Below are 14,278 nucleotides of genomic sequence, written 5' to 3' on the forward strand. Positions count from 1 at the left end.
TTGGAATAGCCCGTGTACGTTCACCCGCCGCCGCCGGCGGCTCCGATCAGCCTGAAGCTGCTCAGCGCGCCGATTCCGCCGGGCTACGTTCATTGGGACAAGCTCCGTCACCTCGATCCGCCGAGCGGGTTCACGCACGAGGAGTGGTGGACTGCGATCCGCCTCCAGCGCGACACCCGTCCCGTCCCGCTCCACGACCTCGACGGCGAACCCTTCACCTACGCCCTCCCGGACGAGATCCTGCGGGTCTGCCACGTCGTCGACCAGCGCTGCGCCGGCGAGATCGCGAGCGAGCAGATTGTCACCGGCGACGAGCAGGCGAAGCGCAGATACCTCGTCAACGCGCTGATGGAGGAGGCGATCCGCTCCAGCCAGCTGGAAGGAGCGACGACCTCACGCCAGCGGGCGAAGGAGCTGCTGCGCAGTGGCCGCGAGCCGCTCGACCGCAGCGAGCGGATGATCCTCAACAACTACAGGGCGTTGCTGTTCATGCGCGAGCAGCGCGGTGCGCGGCTGACGCCGGCGCTCGTCTGCGAGCTGCAGCGGATCCTCATCGACGGAACGCTCGACGACCCGGACGAGGCCGGCCGGATCCAGCAGCCCGGAGAGGAGCGGGTCGCCGTCCACGACCGCAGCGACCCGACGGTCGTCCTCCACACGCCGCCACCAGCCGAGCAGCTCCCGGCGCGGTTGGAGGCGCTGTGCGCGTTCGCCAACGACGACGATGCGCAGGAGCGGTTCGTCCACCCGGTCCTGCGGGCGATCCTCGTTCACTTCCAGCTCGCCTACGATCACCCGTTCGTGGACGGCAACGGGCGCACCGCCCGCGCGCTCTTCTCCTGGTACCTGGCCAAGCACGGCTACTGGCTGATCGAGTACCTGTCGATCTCGCGGATCCTGCGCGAGGCGCCGAGCCAGTACAGCCGCTCCTACCTGCTGACCGAGACCGACGGCGGCGACACGACCTACTTCCTGCTGCATCAGCTGCAGACGATCGAGCGTGCGATCGACGACCTCTACGCCTACCTGCGGCGCAAGACCGCCGAGATCCACGACGTCGAGCAGCTGCTGCACGGCGACGACGGGCTCAACCGCCGTCAGCTCGCGCTGCTGTCGGACGCGCTGCGCGAGCCAGGGCGCGTTTACACCTTCGGCCGCCACGCCGGCATCCACCGCATCACTCACGAGACCGCGCGTGCCGATCTGCGCGGGCTCGCCGCGCGCGGCTGGCTGACCGAGCGGACGCAGGGCCGGCGCGTGCTGTTCAGCGCGCCGGGCGACCTCAGCCGGCGACTGCAGGCGCCGGCAGCGGACCGGGGCTGACCGCCGGCGAGGGCTTCGCCGGCTGAGCCGCCGCGCGCTCGCCGACGCGGCGGACGCTGAACAGCAGCACGAGGTCGACGGCGAGGCCGAGGACCGCGCCGAACTGGGACTCGTAGAAGGAGAAGACGCGGCCGATCAGGATCGAGACGAGCAGCGCGCGCTCGAACCAGCGGACCGCCTCGGGCATGTCGCCGCGGCGGACGAGCACGATCCCGCGCGCGACCAGCAGGCCGGCGACGAACGAGGCGGTGATGTCGGCGACGTTGACGAAGCGGAGGTTGTCGAAGCCGTCCTTGACGAAGCCGGGATGGGCGCCGCCGAGGTCGAGGACGAGCGCCAGCGCCAGCTCGGCGGCGGCGAGGAACGACAGCAGCGCCCAGATCGCGAAGACGCTCGTCAGCAGGCGCGGGAACCACGGCTGCGCGGTGAACCGCTGGGCCGCTGCGCGCACGGCCGTCATGCGCCGCTCGGCCCAGGTCGGCGGCGGGGCGGGGATCGTCTCGACCTGCGCCAGCAGCTGCCGCACCGGGCCGACCAGCGGGTCGTTCGGATCGGCCCGCTCCAGCAGCTCCTCCGCCCGCGCGCGGCTGCGCTCGTCGAAGCGGTGGCGGGTCGCCTCGCCGATCAGCTCGATCGCGTTCGCGAGGCTCTCGCGCGGCGTCAGCAGGCCGCGGTTCTGGATCCAGCGGGCGAGCAGGAAGAGGCCGACGAAGATCAGGTAGATCAGCGCCGCCGCCGGCTTGTAGAAGTAGTTGTTGTCCGACGTGATGAACTTGCCCAGCTCGTCGATGAAGAAGCCGAAGCCGACGCCGCCGACGATCGCCGCGCGGTGCTGCAGCGGCCGGCCGAGGAAGGTCAGGCAGAGGCCGATCGCGACGAGCATGAACAGCCCGCCCCACAGCAGATGGGCGATGTGCAGGCCGTGCCCGCCGATCTGCGGGTAGTTGGTCAGCCACAGCTGGGTGCGGATGAACAGCACAGTCGCGACGGCGGTCAGCAGCAGCGTCTCGTGGAACGCGCCGAAGTCGCTCGAACGCAGCAGCGGGCCGGAGATGCGCTGGAGACGGGAAGAGGTCATCGCCTTACAGATCGGCAGCTGAGGGCGCCGCCTTCAGCCCTTGCGAGCAGAAATGCGGCGCCGGGCGCTTCACGCGGCCCGCTGCAGCAGCCGCACGGCCGGCGGCAGCGCCAGCGCGGGCGGGAGCGTCGGCGGCTGCGTCGGCGACGGGTCGAACGCCGAGCCGAGCGGCAGCGGCATCCCGAGATGGTGGCCCTGGACGAAGTCGACGCCCAGCTCGCGCAGCAGCGCGTGCGTGTCGGCGTCGCCGACCTGCTCGGCGATCGCGACGCGGCCGAGGCCGTGGACGACTCTCACCGCCGACTCGATCAGCAGCCGGTCGGCCGGGCTCTTCGTGCACTGCTCGACCAGCTCGCCGTCGAGCTTGAGCACGTCGAACGGCAGGTGCTTGAGGTAGTAGAGCGAGCCGAGGCCGGCGCCGAAGTCGTCGATCGCGAACTGGCAGCCGAGGCCCTGCACGTGCTGTGCGAAGGCGCGCGCGAGCTGCACGTCGGCGACGGCAGCCGTCTCGGGAATCTCGAAGATCAGGTTGCGCGGGTCGACGCCGGTCCGCCGCAGCTCCGAGGCGATCAGCGCCAGCAGCGTCGCGTCGGCGAGCGAGCGGCCGCTTATGTTGACCTCGAGGCGGATCGGTCTGCCGGCCTGCTCGCGCTCGGACAGCAGCGCGATCGCGCGCCGCGCGACCCACTGGTCGATCGCGACGACGAGCCCGTCGCGCTCGGCGATCGAGAGGAAGGCGGCCGGTGGGATCAGCGTCCCGTGCGGGCCGGTCATGCGCAGCAGCAGCTCGTACTGGACGGCGGTGCAGGCGGTCGCGTCGAAGACCGGCTGGGCGACGAGCGCGAAGCGGTCGTTGGCGAGCGCGTCGACGATCCGGTCGCGCCAGGTGGTGCGCGTGCGGGTGCGGGGCGCGTCGGCGTCGGCGGCGAAGAAGGCGAAGCCGTCGCCGCCGGCGTCCTTGGCGTCGTACATCGCGAGGTCGGCGTCCATCATCACGCCCTCGGCGGTCAGGTCGGCGTGCTCGTCGAGCACGGTCACGCCGACGGAGATCGTGACCGCCTCGGCGCGGTCGCCGGTCGCGACATCGGCCTGCGCGCGGATCGCCTCGACCAGTCTGCGCGCGACGATCCCGGCTTCCCTGTGGTCGGCCTTCGGCAGCAGCACGGCGAACTCGTCGCCGCCGAGCCGCGCGAGCGTGTCGGTCGTGCGCAGGCGGCGGCGCAGGACGCGCGCGACGCTCGTGATGACGCGGTCGCCGGTCGAGTGGCCGTAGACGTCGTTGACCCGCTTGAAGCGGTCGACGTCGAGCACGATCACGGCGCCCTCGGTGCCGTAGCGCTGGGCGTGCGCGACGTGCCGGTCGAGCTCCTGCTCGAAGCGGCGGCGGTTGAGCAGGCCGGTCAGCGGGTCGTGGTCGGCCATGTGCTGCAGGTGCGCCTCGACGCGCTTGCGCTCGGTGATGTCGAGCAGTTGCAGCAGCACGCGCGTGCCGCCGTCGGGGCTGCTGCGCAGCGCGGCGGCGTGGACGGCGACGGGGACCGCCTGGCCGCTGGCGTGGACGACGCGCAGCTCGGTCTCGAGCCCGCCGCGCTCGCCGGCGCGCAGCGCGGCGACGGCGTCGGTCAGCAGCGCGGCGTCCTCGGCGTGGACGAGCTGGGGGAGGGTGCGGCCGATCAGCTCCTTGGGGGTGAAGCCGACGATGTGCCCGAGCGCGTGGTTGACCTCGACGATCCGCCCGCCGCTGCCGAGCACCGCGTTGCCGATCGGCGCGGTGTCGAAGATCGTCCGCAGATTCGCCTCGGCGCGGCGGACGGCGCGCTTGTGGAGGCGATACGCGATCGCGAGCGCGGCCGCGCCGCTGAGAGCGAGGAGCAACACGAGGGTGGACACGTCCTCAGACATCGGTCCACTTCGCTGGCGCTTGACCGGTGGTTGTGCCTTTTCATGCCGAATTCACTCGATCGGGCGCGAAAACACTTAGGAACGCGGGGGTTTTGCGTTCTGTCACGCGCTCACGCGTGCGGCGACGACGCCGGCGAGGATCAGCGTCACGGCCAGCAGGCGCCAGGCGGTGACGGCGTCGCCGTGGACGAGGATGCCGAGCGAGACGGCGCCGATGCAGCCGATGCCGGTGAAGACGGCGTAGCCGGTGCCGGTCGGCAGCTCGCGCAGCGCGAGCGTGAGGAGCCAGACGCCGGTGACGCCGAGCACGGCGCAGATGAGCGTCGGCAGCGGGCGCGTGAAGCCGTCGGTCGGCTTCAGGCTCTGCGCCCACGCGACCTCGAAGCCGCCGGCCAGCAGCAGATAGAGCCAGCTCATCGGATCCCTCCTAAATGAGATTGCGGTCCGGTTATGGGACCGCGAGCGTAGCACCATATGAGACCTTGGTCCGCTTGTCTTCGGCTGGTGATGCGAGAACGGGGTCCGCTTAGACTCCGGGGATGGAGCCCGTGCCGCTGCCGGTGGTCGGGGCGCCGGCGCCGGAGCGCGCCGACGCCGCCCGCAACCGCCGACGCATCCTCGAAGCCGCCGAGCGGCTGTTCGACGAGCGCGGCGTCGGCAACGTCACGATGGCCGAGGTCGCGGCCGCGGCCGGGGTCGGCAAGGCGACGATCTTCCGCCGCTTCGGCGACAAGGCGACGCTGCTCGACGAGCTGCTCGGCGAGCGCGAGCGGGAGCTGCAGCAGGCGCTGCTGAGCGGGCCGCCACCGCTGGGGCCGGGCGCCCCGCCGCGCGAACGGCTGCTCGCCTTCTTCCACGCGCTGTCGGCCTACTGCGAGCGCCACCGGCACGTGCTGCTGGCCTCCGAGACCGCGAGACCGGGGGCCCGCTACGCGACCGGCTCCTACGTCGCCTGGCAGCAGCACGTCGCGATCCTGCTCGCGCAGCTGCGGCCCGATGCCGACGCGCCGCTGCTCGCCGACCTGCTGCTGGCGCCGTTCGCGGCCGAGCTGCTGGCGCACCTGCGCGACGGCCGCGGGATCCCCGTCGACCGTCTCGACGCCGCCCTCGCCGCGCTCGCGGGCGGCGTCGCCGACGGCGGCCCCGACGCAGCGAGCCCGCCGGCAGCCGGCCCGGCGAGCGGCTGAGGGCGCCGCGATGTCCGGCGTCACGCGTCTCGCCGCCGAGCTGGGCGACTGGCGAACGCGCGGCGGAAGCGCGCCCGCGCCGCACGACGCGGCGACGCCGTCGCTGGCCGACCGCCTCGCCGCCGCGCTCGCCGCGGTGATCGAGCGCGGGGCGCTCGACGGGGTGCGGCTGCCGGCCGAGCGGCGGCTGGCGGTCGAGCTGGGCGTCAGCCGCGCGACCGTCGTCCACGCCTACGCGGAGCTGCGCGAGCGCGGGCTCGTCTCCTCGCGCGAGCGCTCCGGCACGGTCGTGCGCGCGATCGGCCGGCGCGGCCGCGCGCCGGGCACGCAGCTGCCGCAGTTGCAGCGCCTGCTCGCGCCCGACGCGCAGCACGTCGACCTCGCCGTCGCGGCGCCGCCGCTCGACGCGCTCGTCGCCGGCGTCCGCGTCGAGCTGGGGGACGCGGCCGGGCTCGTGCAGCCGCACGGCTACGACCCGCAGGGGATCCCGGCGCTGCGCGCGGCGATCGCCGGCCGCCTCACCGATGACGGCCTCGACGCGAGCCCGGACGAGGTGCTGGTCACCTCCGGCGCGCACGAGGCGCTGAGCCTGATCGCGGCGCTGTTCGTCGGCCGCGGCCAGCCGGTCGCCGTCGACGCGCCGACCTACCCCGGCGCGCTGGAGCTGTTCGAGCGGGCCGGCGGCAGACCCGCGATCGTCGCCGGTGACGCCGCCGGCATGCGGCCGGACGCGCTCGAACGGCTGCTGGCCAGACGCGTCGTCGCGCTGCTCTACCTGATGCCCGGCTGCCGCAGCCCGACCGGCGGCTCGATCGCGCGCGGCCGCCGGCCGGCGCTGCTGGAGCTCGCCGCCCGCCACGACCTGCTCGTCGTCGAGGACGCGGCGCTCGACAAGCTGCGCTTCGACGGCCCGCTGCCGTCGCTGCGCTCGCTCGCGCCCGAGCGGGTGCTGCGGGTCGGCTCGCTCGACAAGCTCGCGTGGGCGGGGCTGCGCGTCGGCTGGGTCGTCGGCCCGCGTGCGACGATCGCCCGGCTGACGGCGCTGAAGGCCGCGCGCGACCTCGGCTCCGGCATCCTCGGCCAGCTCGCGGCGCTGGAGCTGCTGCGCGACGTCGACAGGCTGCGCGCCGCCCGCGTCGCGCAGGCCCGCGCGCAGATGCAGCAGCTGCGCGCGGAGCTGAACCGGCGCGTGCCCGCCTGGGCGATCGCGGTGCCGGAGGGCGGCTGGTCGCTGTGGGCGCGGCTGCCGCGCGACGCCGGCGTCGACGGCGACGCGCTGACCGCCGCGGCCGCCCGCCACGGCGTCGACGTCGCCGCCGGCAGCGCCCACGTCGCGCCGCCCGGCCCGCACGACGACGCGTCCGCCGCACGCGAGCGCGCCGAGGCGATCGCGGCCGTCCGCATCGCCTACGTCGCCCCGCCGCCGGCGCTCAGCGAGGGCGCCCGCCGCCTCGCCGCGGCGTGGGACGAGCTGACGCAGGCACCTCCGGACGTTTGACCCCCTCACAGGGGCACGAACGTCCGGAGGTCGTGCGCGGTCAGGCGGCGAGGACGTCGAGCCAGTGGGCGAAGCGCGCGTCCTCGCCGCGCACGGCCGCCAGGTAGGCCGACTGGATCCGCTCGGTCAGCGGGCCGCGGGTGCCGGCGCCGATCGGGCGCAGGTCGACCTCGCGCACGGGCGTGATCTCGGCCGCGGTGCCGGTCATGAACAGCTCGTCGGCGAGGTACAGCTCGCCGCGCGTCAACGACCGCTCGACGACCGGGATCTCCAGCATGGCGGCCAGCTCCAGCACGGCCAGGCGCGTGATCCCGCCGAGCGCGCCGCTGGCCAGCGGCGGCGTCAGCAGGACGCCGTCCTTGACGAGGAAGAGGTTCTCGCCCGAGCCCTCGGCGAGCAGGCCGTCGTCGTCGAGCAGGATCGCCTCGTCGAAGCCGAGCTGCTCCGCCTCGACCCGCGCCAGCACCGAGTTGATGTAGTGGGCGGTGCCCTTCGCCCCCGGCAGGTGGGTCGTGTGGCCGATCCGCCGCCAGGAGGAGATCTTCGCGCGGATGCCGTGCGTCAGCGCCTCGTCGCCGAGGTAGGCGCCCCAGCCCCAGGCGGCGATCGCGACCTCGACCGGCGCCCCTCTCGGCGAGACGCCCATCGCGCCCGCTCCGCGGAAGGCGATCGTGCGGACGTAGCACTCGTCGAGTCCGTTGCCGGCGATCAGGGTGCGCGTCGCCTCGACCAGCTGCGCGGGCGTGAAGCCGAGGTCCATCCCGTACAGCGCGGCCGAGTCGCGCAGCCGCTCGTGGTGGGCGAGGTGGTGTACCAGAGCCGGACCGGATGCCGTCGCGTACGCGCGGATGCTGTCGAATACCCCGGTCCCGTAGTGGAGGCCGTGGGTCAGCACGTGGACGTTCGCCTCGGCCCAGGGCACGAAGCGACCGCTCATCCAGATCTGCTCGGTCGGTTGCATCGGATGACGGTACGCCCGCGCCGGCCCTGCCCAACCGGTCCAACGGGGCGGTTCTGGACCGCGCTCCGGACCAAGATCCATGCACGTGCAACAATCACAGGCATGCGCATCTCCGTCCTTGACCAGTCGCCGATCGTCGAGGGGTCCGACGGGCAGCAGGCGCTGGCGAACACGCTCGACCTCGCGCGCCTCACCGATCGGCTCGGCTTCCACCGCTACTGGGTCGCCGAGCACCACGGCGGCCCGATGCTCGCGAGCCCGAGCCCCGAGGTGCTGATCGGCCCGATCGCGCAGGCGACCGAGCGGATCCGCGTCGGCAGCGGCGGCGTGATGCTGCCGCACTACAGCCCGCTGAAGGTCGCCGAGAACTTCTCGATGCTGGCCGGCCTCGCGCCGGGCCGGATCGACATGGGGATCGGCCGCGCCCCCGGCTCCGACGGCCACACGATGCTCGCGCTCCAGCGCGACCGTCGTCAGGCAGCCCCCGACGACTTCCCCAACCAGCTCGCCGAGCTGCTCGGCTACCTCGACGACGACCTTCCCCGCGGCCATCCGTTCGCGCGGTACTCGAAATGGCTGCCCGGCCGCCCGCAGAAGCCCGACTTCTGGCTGCTCGGCTCCTCGGTCCAGTCGGCGCTGTGGGCCGCCGAGCTGGGAGCGCCGTACTCGTTCGCCGACTTCATCAACCCGCTCGGCGCCGAGATCGTGCAGACCTACCGCGAGCGCTTCCAGGCCGGCCGCCGCGAGGCGCCGGAGGTCAACGTCGGCGTCTGGGCGCTCGCCGCCGACTCCGACGAGGAGGCACGCCTGCTGGCGACCTCGGCGCGGATGGCGATGACGATGCTGCGGCAGGGGAGGCTGATCGAGGTGCCGACCGTCGAGCGCGCCGTCCGCTTCCTCGAGCAGCAGGGCAGCCCGCTCGACGGCGCCCCCAGAGGCCGCCGCACGATCGTCGGCACGGGCGAGAGAGTGCGCGCCGGGATCGAGCAGGCGCTGGCGGAGTACGACGCCGAGGAGGCGGTCGTGATCACGATCACGCACGACCACGCGGCGCGTCGCCGCTCCTATGAGCTGATCGCCGACGCCTTCGACCTGAGAACAACCGGTGATCACACCCATCCGGGTGTTGCCATGCAGCGGTGAAAGGGGAGAATTCCCAGCCATGAGCACGACTGTCGCCCCCGCACCCGCCGCTCGCAGAACGCCGCCGCCGCAGGACCACGTGATCGTGATGTTCGGGGCGACCGGCGATCTCGCCAAGCGCAAGCTGTTCCCGGGCCTCTTCCATCTCTTCGCCGCCGGCCTGATGCCGCAGGAGTTCCGCATCATCGGCTCCGGCCGCAACTCGCCCGGCAGCGACGACGACTTCCGCGACCTCGTCCACGACGCGCTGGAGGAGTTCGGCCGCCGCGACGTCCGCAGCGAGCTGTGGGAGCAGTTCTCCAAGCGGCTCTCGTTCGTCGCCTCCAGCGCCAACGACGGCAGCGAGCTGGCCGACGCGGTCCGCCGCGCGGAGGAGTCGATCGGCAGAGAGTCACGCCGCCTGCTGTACCTGTCGGTGCCGCCGTCGGCGATGCAGCCGATGGTGCGGATGCTCGGCACGACCGGCCTCGTCGCCGGCGCGCGGCTGATCATGGAGAAGCCGTTCGGGACCGACCTGGCGAGCGCGCGCGAGCTGAACGCCGTCCTGCGCGAGGTCGTCGACGAGGATCAGATCTTCCGCATCGACCACTTCCTCGGCAAGGAGGCGGCGCAGAACATCCTCGCCTTCCGCTTCGCCAACGGCCTGTTCGAGCCGGCGTGGAACCGCAACCACATCTCGCACGTGCAGATCGACGTGCCGGAGACGCTGACGGTGCAGGGGCGCGCGAACTTCTACGAGGGCACCGGCGCCTTCCGCGACATGGTCGTCACGCACCTCTTCCAGCTGCTCGGCTTCGTCGCGCTGGAGCCGCCGGTGAGGCTGACCCCGAAGCAGCTGCACGACGAGAAGGCGAAGGTGTTCGCCTCGATGCGCCCGCTGCGGCGCGACAAGGTCGTCTTCGGCCAGTACGACGGCTACCGCGAGGAGGAGGGCGTCGCGTCCGACTCGCAGGTCGAGACCTTCGCCGCGATCGAGGTCAAGCTCGACACCTGGCGCTGGGAGGGCGTGCCGTTCCTGCTGCGGACCGGCAAGGCGATGGCCGAGGGGCGCCGCTCGATCACGATCGGCTTCAAGGAGCCGCCGCTGCGGATGTTCCCCGACCAGGGCGGCTTCGCCCACTGCCAGCGGCCGAACGAGCTCGTCTTCGACCTCTCCGACACGCCGAAGATAACCGTCGACGTGCGCGCGAAGGTGCCGGGGCCGGCGTTGGAGCTGGGGGCCGCGCCGCTGACGCTCAACTTCGCCGACGCCTTCAGAGACGGCACCGGGCTGGAGGCGTACGAGCGGCTCGTGCTCGACGTGATGCGCGGCGACCACACGCTCTTCACCCGCTCCGACGAGGTCGAGCGGCTGTGGGAGGTCGGCGATCCGGTGCTGAAGAATCCGCCGCCGGTGCAGCCCTACAGACGCGGCTCGTGGGGGCCCGACGCGGCGATCGAGCTGGCCGGCAAGCGCGGCTGGCGGCTGCCCGAGATCGCGCGCGACGGCGACTGCTGAGGGTCTGCGCGGGCGCCCGCGTCCCCACGCGCGAGCGCCCGCCTCCCCTCGCGGTGGACGCTCCGCGTCTCCCCCGACGCGAGCGTCGCGCCGCCCCGCGAGCTCGGCTACGACCGTTAGATGAACGTTAGGGTTCCCTAACGCCGAGGACCGTAGTCGAACGTCGCGCAGGACGCAACCAGGAATGCGGTGAAGCGATCGACCGGAGTGGCGAGCGCGGCCGCCGCGGGCGCGTGGCCCGCGGCGGATGCGGCCCCCGCTACGCCGCCTGCGCGACGGCGGCGGCGCCGCCGTGGGTGGCGGCGAGGTGCTGGGCGATCAGGCCGGCGGCCTTGATGCGGCGCTCGCGCTCGCGCGCGGCGACGCGGTCGAGGCCGGCGGGCTCGTGTCCGAGCCAGGCGCGCAGGTCGGCTTCGAGGTCGCCGTCGCGGTCGGTCTCGGGGAGGGCGTTGCGCTGCGGCAGCAGGCTGAGCAGCTGCGGGCGCTCGAGGTCGAGCAGGTCGGCGTAGTGCTCGATCCCGCGGATCGGCGTTCCGGCGACGTCGTCGACCAGGCCGCGGCCCTCCGCGACCAGGCACCAGACGGCGCTCAGCAGCTCGCGGGTGGCGTCGGTTGAGGTGGGGGCGAAGGTGGCCATGGCGTAAATATCTCAAATCCGACTGAGATTGTCTAGATTGGTGTTCCGGTACGGACCGGGACCAGTGCGGACGGGTGTCACGCGCCGTCGCGTTGGGCAGGGCAGGAGGCAAGGCGGGGCGCATGAGGAGCGACCCGCTCGGGGCCGCGGCGCGCATCCCTCGGCGCGTCGCGGCCCACGCCTTCCGCGCGCTCGCGACTCGCGCGCGGCGCGATCCGGCGCTAGCCTCGGGCGCATGCCGGCGATCCTGCAGGAACGCCACGAATCGGCGCTCGGGCAGTGGCAGTTCGCCCGCCGCGACCCGATCCCCGAGCTGCGCGGGATCGTCCGCCACTACAGCGGCTGGTTCGAGCGCACGCCCGCACCGCTGCGCCGCCGCCAGATGCCGATCGGGACGATCCCGGTGATCCTCAGCTTCGGGCCGCCGTTCACGCTGCTCGACCCGCACGACCCCGACCACGGCCGTCGCCGCAGCCGCGTCTCGTTCGTCGCCGGGATCCACGACGAGTACGCGGTCGTCGAGCACGACGGGCTCAGCCACGGCGTCGAGATCTACTTCACGCCGCTCGGCGCGCGGCGCGTGCTCGGCCTGCCGCTGCGCGAGCTGACCAACCAGGTCGTGCCGTTCGAGGACGTGCTCGGCGAGCCGGCCGCGCGCGAGCTGGTCGAGCGGCTGGCGCTCGCGCCCGGCTGGGCGGAGCGGTTCGCGCTGCTCGACACGGCGATCGGCGCGCGGCTGCGGGCGGCGCGCGAGCCGGCGCCGTCGCTGGCGTGGGCGTGGCGCCGGCTGGAGCAGAGCGGCGGCCGGCTGACGGTCGGCGCGCTCGCGCAGGAGCTGGGCTGCAGCCGCCGCCACCTGGTCGGGCAGGTGCACGAGCAGCTCGGGCTGCCGCCGAAGACGTTCGCGCGGATCCTGCGCTTCAACCGCGCCGTAGAGCTGCTCGGGCGCGACGATGGCGGCCGCCTCGGCGAGATCGCGCTCGACTGCGGCTACTACGACCAGGCGCATCTGAACCGCGACTTCCGTGCCTTCGCCGGCGATCCGCCGAGCGCCTTCCTCGCGCGTCGGCTGCCCGACGGCGCCGGCTTCTCGGCCGCGTAGCTCCCATTTGTCCAAGACGCGGGTGCGGGGGCGGGCATACCGTCGGCAGCGATTCTTCGACCGAGGAGACGAATGGCGATGGGCGAGACGAAGACACGCGTGGCGACGCCGGCGCTGATGCCGGTGATGAGCTTCAGCGAGGGCGTGAGAACGATCGAGTGGCTGTGCGCGGCGTTCGGCTTCGAGCAGGCGATGGTGGTGGCCGGCGAGGACGGCTTCGTCCACCACTGCGAGCTGGCGCTCGGCCGCCAGCTGCTGATGGGCGGCTCGGCCGGCGGCGACGCGACGGTCTGGAAGCAGATCGCCCACCCGCCGGGCAGAGCGATGTTCTACGTCGCGCTCGACGGCGGGCTGGAGGCGCACTGCGAGCGGGCGCGCGCGGCCGGGGCGGAGATCGTGATCGAGATCGAGCAGAAGGAGTACGGCGGCGCCGACTACAGCGCCCGCGACCCCGAGGGCAACCTGTGGACGTTCGGCACCTACGTGCCGGAGCTGCCCCGCTAGCCTCAAGCGGGTGATCTATCTCGCACGGCACGGCCGCACGCCCTACAACCACGAGGGGCGCTTCCAGGGACAGGGCGACGTCCCGCTCGACGAGACCGGACTGCAGCAGGCGCAGGAGCTGGCGCGCAACGCGGCGCGGCACGGCTTCGCCGCGCTGTGGGCGAGCCCGCTGAGACGCGCGGGCCAGACGGCCGAGGCGGTCGCCGCCGCGACCGGGCTGGAGATCCGCTTCGACGACCGCCTGATGGAGACCCACACCGGCGACTGGACCGACCGCACCTTCGCCGACGTGCGCGCCGAGGATCCGCAGGCGTTCGACGCCTGGGCGCACGGCGACGCCAGCTTCGCCTTCCCCGGCGGCGAGTCGTTCCAGCAGCAGGGCGATCGCGTGATGGCCTGCCTCGACGACGTCGCGAGAGGCCCGCAGCCGGCGCTCGTCGTCTGCCACGGCGTGACCGCCCGGCTTGCGCTGGCCCGCTGGCGCGGCGAGCCCGGCCCCGACGCGAACCCGATCGCCAACGGCGCGCTCGTCCCGATCGACGGCTCGGCGGTCGAGGAGCCCGACACCGCGACCGATACGGCGGCGAGCTAGGCGGCGAGCGCCCGCAGCGTCGCGAGCGCGGCCGGCGCGGGTGGCGTGTCGCGGGCGGCGAGGGCGGCTGCGTCGAGCGCGGCGAGCGCCGCGCACCAGCCGGCGATCCGGTCGGCGTCGCCGCCCGCGTGCGCGGCGACGAGCGCGATCCGCTCGCGCGCGACGGCGACCTGCTCGACGCCGTGGAGGACGAGGTCGACCGCGTCGAAGGCGGGATCGCCGGCGCACGGGCGCGGGTCGATCGCGACGAGCCCGCGCGCCGGGCCGCCGTCGAGCACGTTGCCGGGGTGGAGGTCGCCGTGCACGAGCGCGACCGGCGCCGCGCCGTCGGCGATCAGCTCGCGCGCCGCCGCGCGCCCGCGCTCCAGCAGCCCTTCGGGAACGGCCGCGCGCGGTCCCGGCTCGGCCGCGCGGCGTGCCAGCCACAGCTCGAAGATCCACTCGACCCGCTCGCCGAGCGCCGGCAGCTCGTCCGGCGGCGCCGGCGCCGCCAGCGCCCGCAGCAGCGCCCCGCACGCCTCCGGGAGCGGTGGCGCGGGATCGGCCAGCAGCGCCCGCCCCGGCACGATCGCCTCCAGCAGCAGCGCGCCTGCGTCGGTGTCGGCTCTGAGCAGGCGGGGGACGGGCGGGCCCTCGCGCTCCGTCCGCGCCACGCCCGCCGCATCCGCGCCCGCCGCGTCCACACCCGCGCCCGCCGCGTCCACACCCGCGCCCGCCGCGTCCACACCCGCGCCCGCCGCGTCCACACCCGCGCCCGCCGCGTCCACACCCGCGCCCGCCGCGTCCACACCCGCGCCCGCCGCGTCCACACCCGCGCCCGCCGCGTCCACACCCGCGCCCGCCGCGTCCACAC

The 14,278-nt window shown here is 73.8% G+C and carries 14 protein-coding genes; 8 read left to right on the plus strand and 6 right to left on the minus strand.

What is annotated here, in order from left to right; genetic code table 11:
- The first annotated feature begins 12 nt into the window (after positions 1-12).
- Positions 13-1,323 carry a Fic family protein gene (locus Q7L73_RS26035; RefSeq protein WP_304694848.1) on the plus strand — a complete coding sequence of 437 codons (1,311 nt, stop codon included), beginning with the start codon at positions 13-15 and terminating at the stop codon, positions 1,321-1,323.
- On the opposite strand, the gene Q7L73_RS26040 is transcribed toward Q7L73_RS26035, so the two are convergent.
- The 3 genes from Q7L73_RS26040 to Q7L73_RS26050 form a co-directional block, all read right to left on the minus strand.
- Positions 1,283-2,401 (minus strand): hypothetical protein, encoded by a 1,119-nt coding sequence (locus Q7L73_RS26040; protein WP_304694850.1) that lies wholly within the window; start codon positions 2,399-2,401, stop codon positions 1,283-1,285. The two genes, Q7L73_RS26035 and Q7L73_RS26040, sit on opposite strands and share 41 nt — an antisense overlap.
- 69 nt (positions 2,402-2,470) lie before the next feature.
- A complete protein-coding gene (locus Q7L73_RS26045) occupies positions 2,471-4,279 on the minus strand; it encodes a bifunctional diguanylate cyclase/phosphodiesterase (RefSeq protein WP_304694852.1) in 1,809 nt (602 codons plus the stop codon).
- Between the two features lie 126 nt (positions 4,280-4,405).
- Positions 4,406-4,720 carry a multidrug efflux SMR transporter gene (locus Q7L73_RS26050; protein WP_304694854.1) on the minus strand — a complete coding sequence of 105 codons (315 nt, stop codon included), beginning with the start codon at positions 4,718-4,720 and terminating at the stop codon, positions 4,406-4,408.
- Positions 4,721-4,842: 122 nt separating this feature from the next.
- Here Q7L73_RS26050 and Q7L73_RS26055 point away from each other — a divergent pair, with 122 nt between their 5' ends.
- Positions 4,843-5,490, plus strand: coding sequence for a TetR/AcrR family transcriptional regulator (locus Q7L73_RS26055; protein WP_304694856.1), 648 nt, complete (start codon positions 4,843-4,845; stop codon positions 5,488-5,490).
- A gap of 10 nt (positions 5,491-5,500) precedes the next feature.
- Positions 5,501-6,988: a PLP-dependent aminotransferase family protein gene (locus Q7L73_RS26060; protein ID WP_304694858.1), complete on the plus strand. Its 1,488-nt coding sequence runs from the start codon at positions 5,501-5,503 to the stop codon at positions 6,986-6,988.
- A 40-nt stretch (positions 6,989-7,028) separates the two neighbouring features.
- Here Q7L73_RS26060 and Q7L73_RS26065 read toward each other — a convergent pair whose 3' ends face one another.
- Entirely contained in the window at positions 7,029-7,949 is a 921-nt protein-coding gene (locus Q7L73_RS26065; RefSeq protein WP_304694860.1) for a branched-chain amino acid transaminase, read from the minus strand.
- 102 nt (positions 7,950-8,051) lie between these two features.
- Here Q7L73_RS26065 and Q7L73_RS26070 point away from each other — a divergent pair, with 102 nt between their 5' ends.
- Both Q7L73_RS26070 and zwf read left to right on the plus strand, forming a co-directional pair.
- Entirely contained in the window at positions 8,052-9,092 is a 1,041-nt protein-coding gene (locus Q7L73_RS26070; protein ID WP_304694861.1) for an LLM class flavin-dependent oxidoreductase, read from the plus strand.
- 19 nt (positions 9,093-9,111) lie between these two features.
- Complete coding sequence (gene zwf / locus Q7L73_RS26075; protein ID WP_304694863.1) at positions 9,112-10,590, plus strand: glucose-6-phosphate dehydrogenase; 1,479 nt, start codon at positions 9,112-9,114, stop codon at positions 10,588-10,590.
- Between the two features lie 259 nt (positions 10,591-10,849).
- Here the strand turns inward: zwf and Q7L73_RS26080 are convergent, their stop codons facing one another.
- Positions 10,850-11,227: a hypothetical protein gene (locus Q7L73_RS26080; protein ID WP_304694865.1), complete on the minus strand. Its 378-nt coding sequence runs from the start codon at positions 11,225-11,227 to the stop codon at positions 10,850-10,852.
- Positions 11,228-11,462: 235 nt separating this feature from the next.
- Between Q7L73_RS26080 and Q7L73_RS26085 the strand changes: the two genes are divergently transcribed.
- From Q7L73_RS26085 to Q7L73_RS26095, 3 genes are all read left to right on the plus strand, one after another.
- Entirely contained in the window at positions 11,463-12,329 is an 867-nt protein-coding gene (locus tag Q7L73_RS26085) for an AraC family transcriptional regulator (RefSeq protein WP_304694867.1), read from the plus strand.
- A gap of 78 nt (positions 12,330-12,407) precedes the next feature.
- The gene (locus tag Q7L73_RS26090; RefSeq protein ID WP_304694869.1) at positions 12,408-12,833 is read left to right on the plus strand and encodes a VOC family protein; all 426 of its coding nucleotides are present in this window, start codon (positions 12,408-12,410) and stop codon (positions 12,831-12,833) included.
- 10 nt (positions 12,834-12,843) lie between these two features.
- The gene (locus Q7L73_RS26095) at positions 12,844-13,425 is read left to right on the plus strand and encodes a histidine phosphatase family protein (protein WP_304694871.1); all 582 of its coding nucleotides are present in this window, start codon (positions 12,844-12,846) and stop codon (positions 13,423-13,425) included.
- Here Q7L73_RS26095 and Q7L73_RS26100 read toward each other — a convergent pair.
- Positions 13,422-14,078 (minus strand): aminoglycoside phosphotransferase family protein, encoded by a 657-nt coding sequence (locus tag Q7L73_RS26100; RefSeq protein WP_304694873.1) that lies wholly within the window; start codon positions 14,076-14,078, stop codon positions 13,422-13,424. The two genes, Q7L73_RS26095 and Q7L73_RS26100, sit on opposite strands and share 4 nt — an antisense overlap.
- Positions 14,079-14,278 lie beyond the last annotated feature (200 nt).

This window comes from Conexibacter sp. CPCC 205762, from assembly GCF_030646155.1.
Lineage (GTDB): Bacteria > Actinomycetota > Thermoleophilia > Solirubrobacterales > Solirubrobacteraceae > Conexibacter.

Bases quoted from the DNA above. Each gene is read 5' to 3' on its own strand.
- Q7L73_RS26040 (WP_304694850.1), bottom strand. From the start codon at position 2,401: ATGACCTCTTCCCGTCTCCAGCGCATCTCCGGCCCGCTGCTGCGTTCG.
- Q7L73_RS26050 (WP_304694854.1), bottom strand. From the start codon at position 4,720: ATGAGCTGGCTCTATCTGCTGCTGGCCGGCGGCTTCGAGGTCGCGTGG.
- Q7L73_RS26055 (WP_304694856.1), top strand. From the start codon at position 4,843: ATGGAGCCCGTGCCGCTGCCGGTGGTCGGGGCGCCGGCGCCGGAGCGC.
- Q7L73_RS26060 (WP_304694858.1), top strand. From the start codon at position 5,501: ATGTCCGGCGTCACGCGTCTCGCCGCCGAGCTGGGCGACTGGCGAACG.
- Q7L73_RS26065 (WP_304694860.1), bottom strand. From the start codon at position 7,949: ATGCAACCGACCGAGCAGATCTGGATGAGCGGTCGCTTCGTGCCCTGG.
- Q7L73_RS26070 (WP_304694861.1), top strand. From the start codon at position 8,052: ATGCGCATCTCCGTCCTTGACCAGTCGCCGATCGTCGAGGGGTCCGAC.
- zwf (WP_304694863.1), top strand. From the start codon at position 9,112: ATGAGCACGACTGTCGCCCCCGCACCCGCCGCTCGCAGAACGCCGCCG.
- Q7L73_RS26080 (WP_304694865.1), bottom strand. From the start codon at position 11,227: ATGGCCACCTTCGCCCCCACCTCAACCGACGCCACCCGCGAGCTGCTG.
- Q7L73_RS26085 (WP_304694867.1), top strand. From the start codon at position 11,463: ATGCCGGCGATCCTGCAGGAACGCCACGAATCGGCGCTCGGGCAGTGG.
- Q7L73_RS26090 (WP_304694869.1), top strand. From the start codon at position 12,408: ATGGGCGAGACGAAGACACGCGTGGCGACGCCGGCGCTGATGCCGGTG.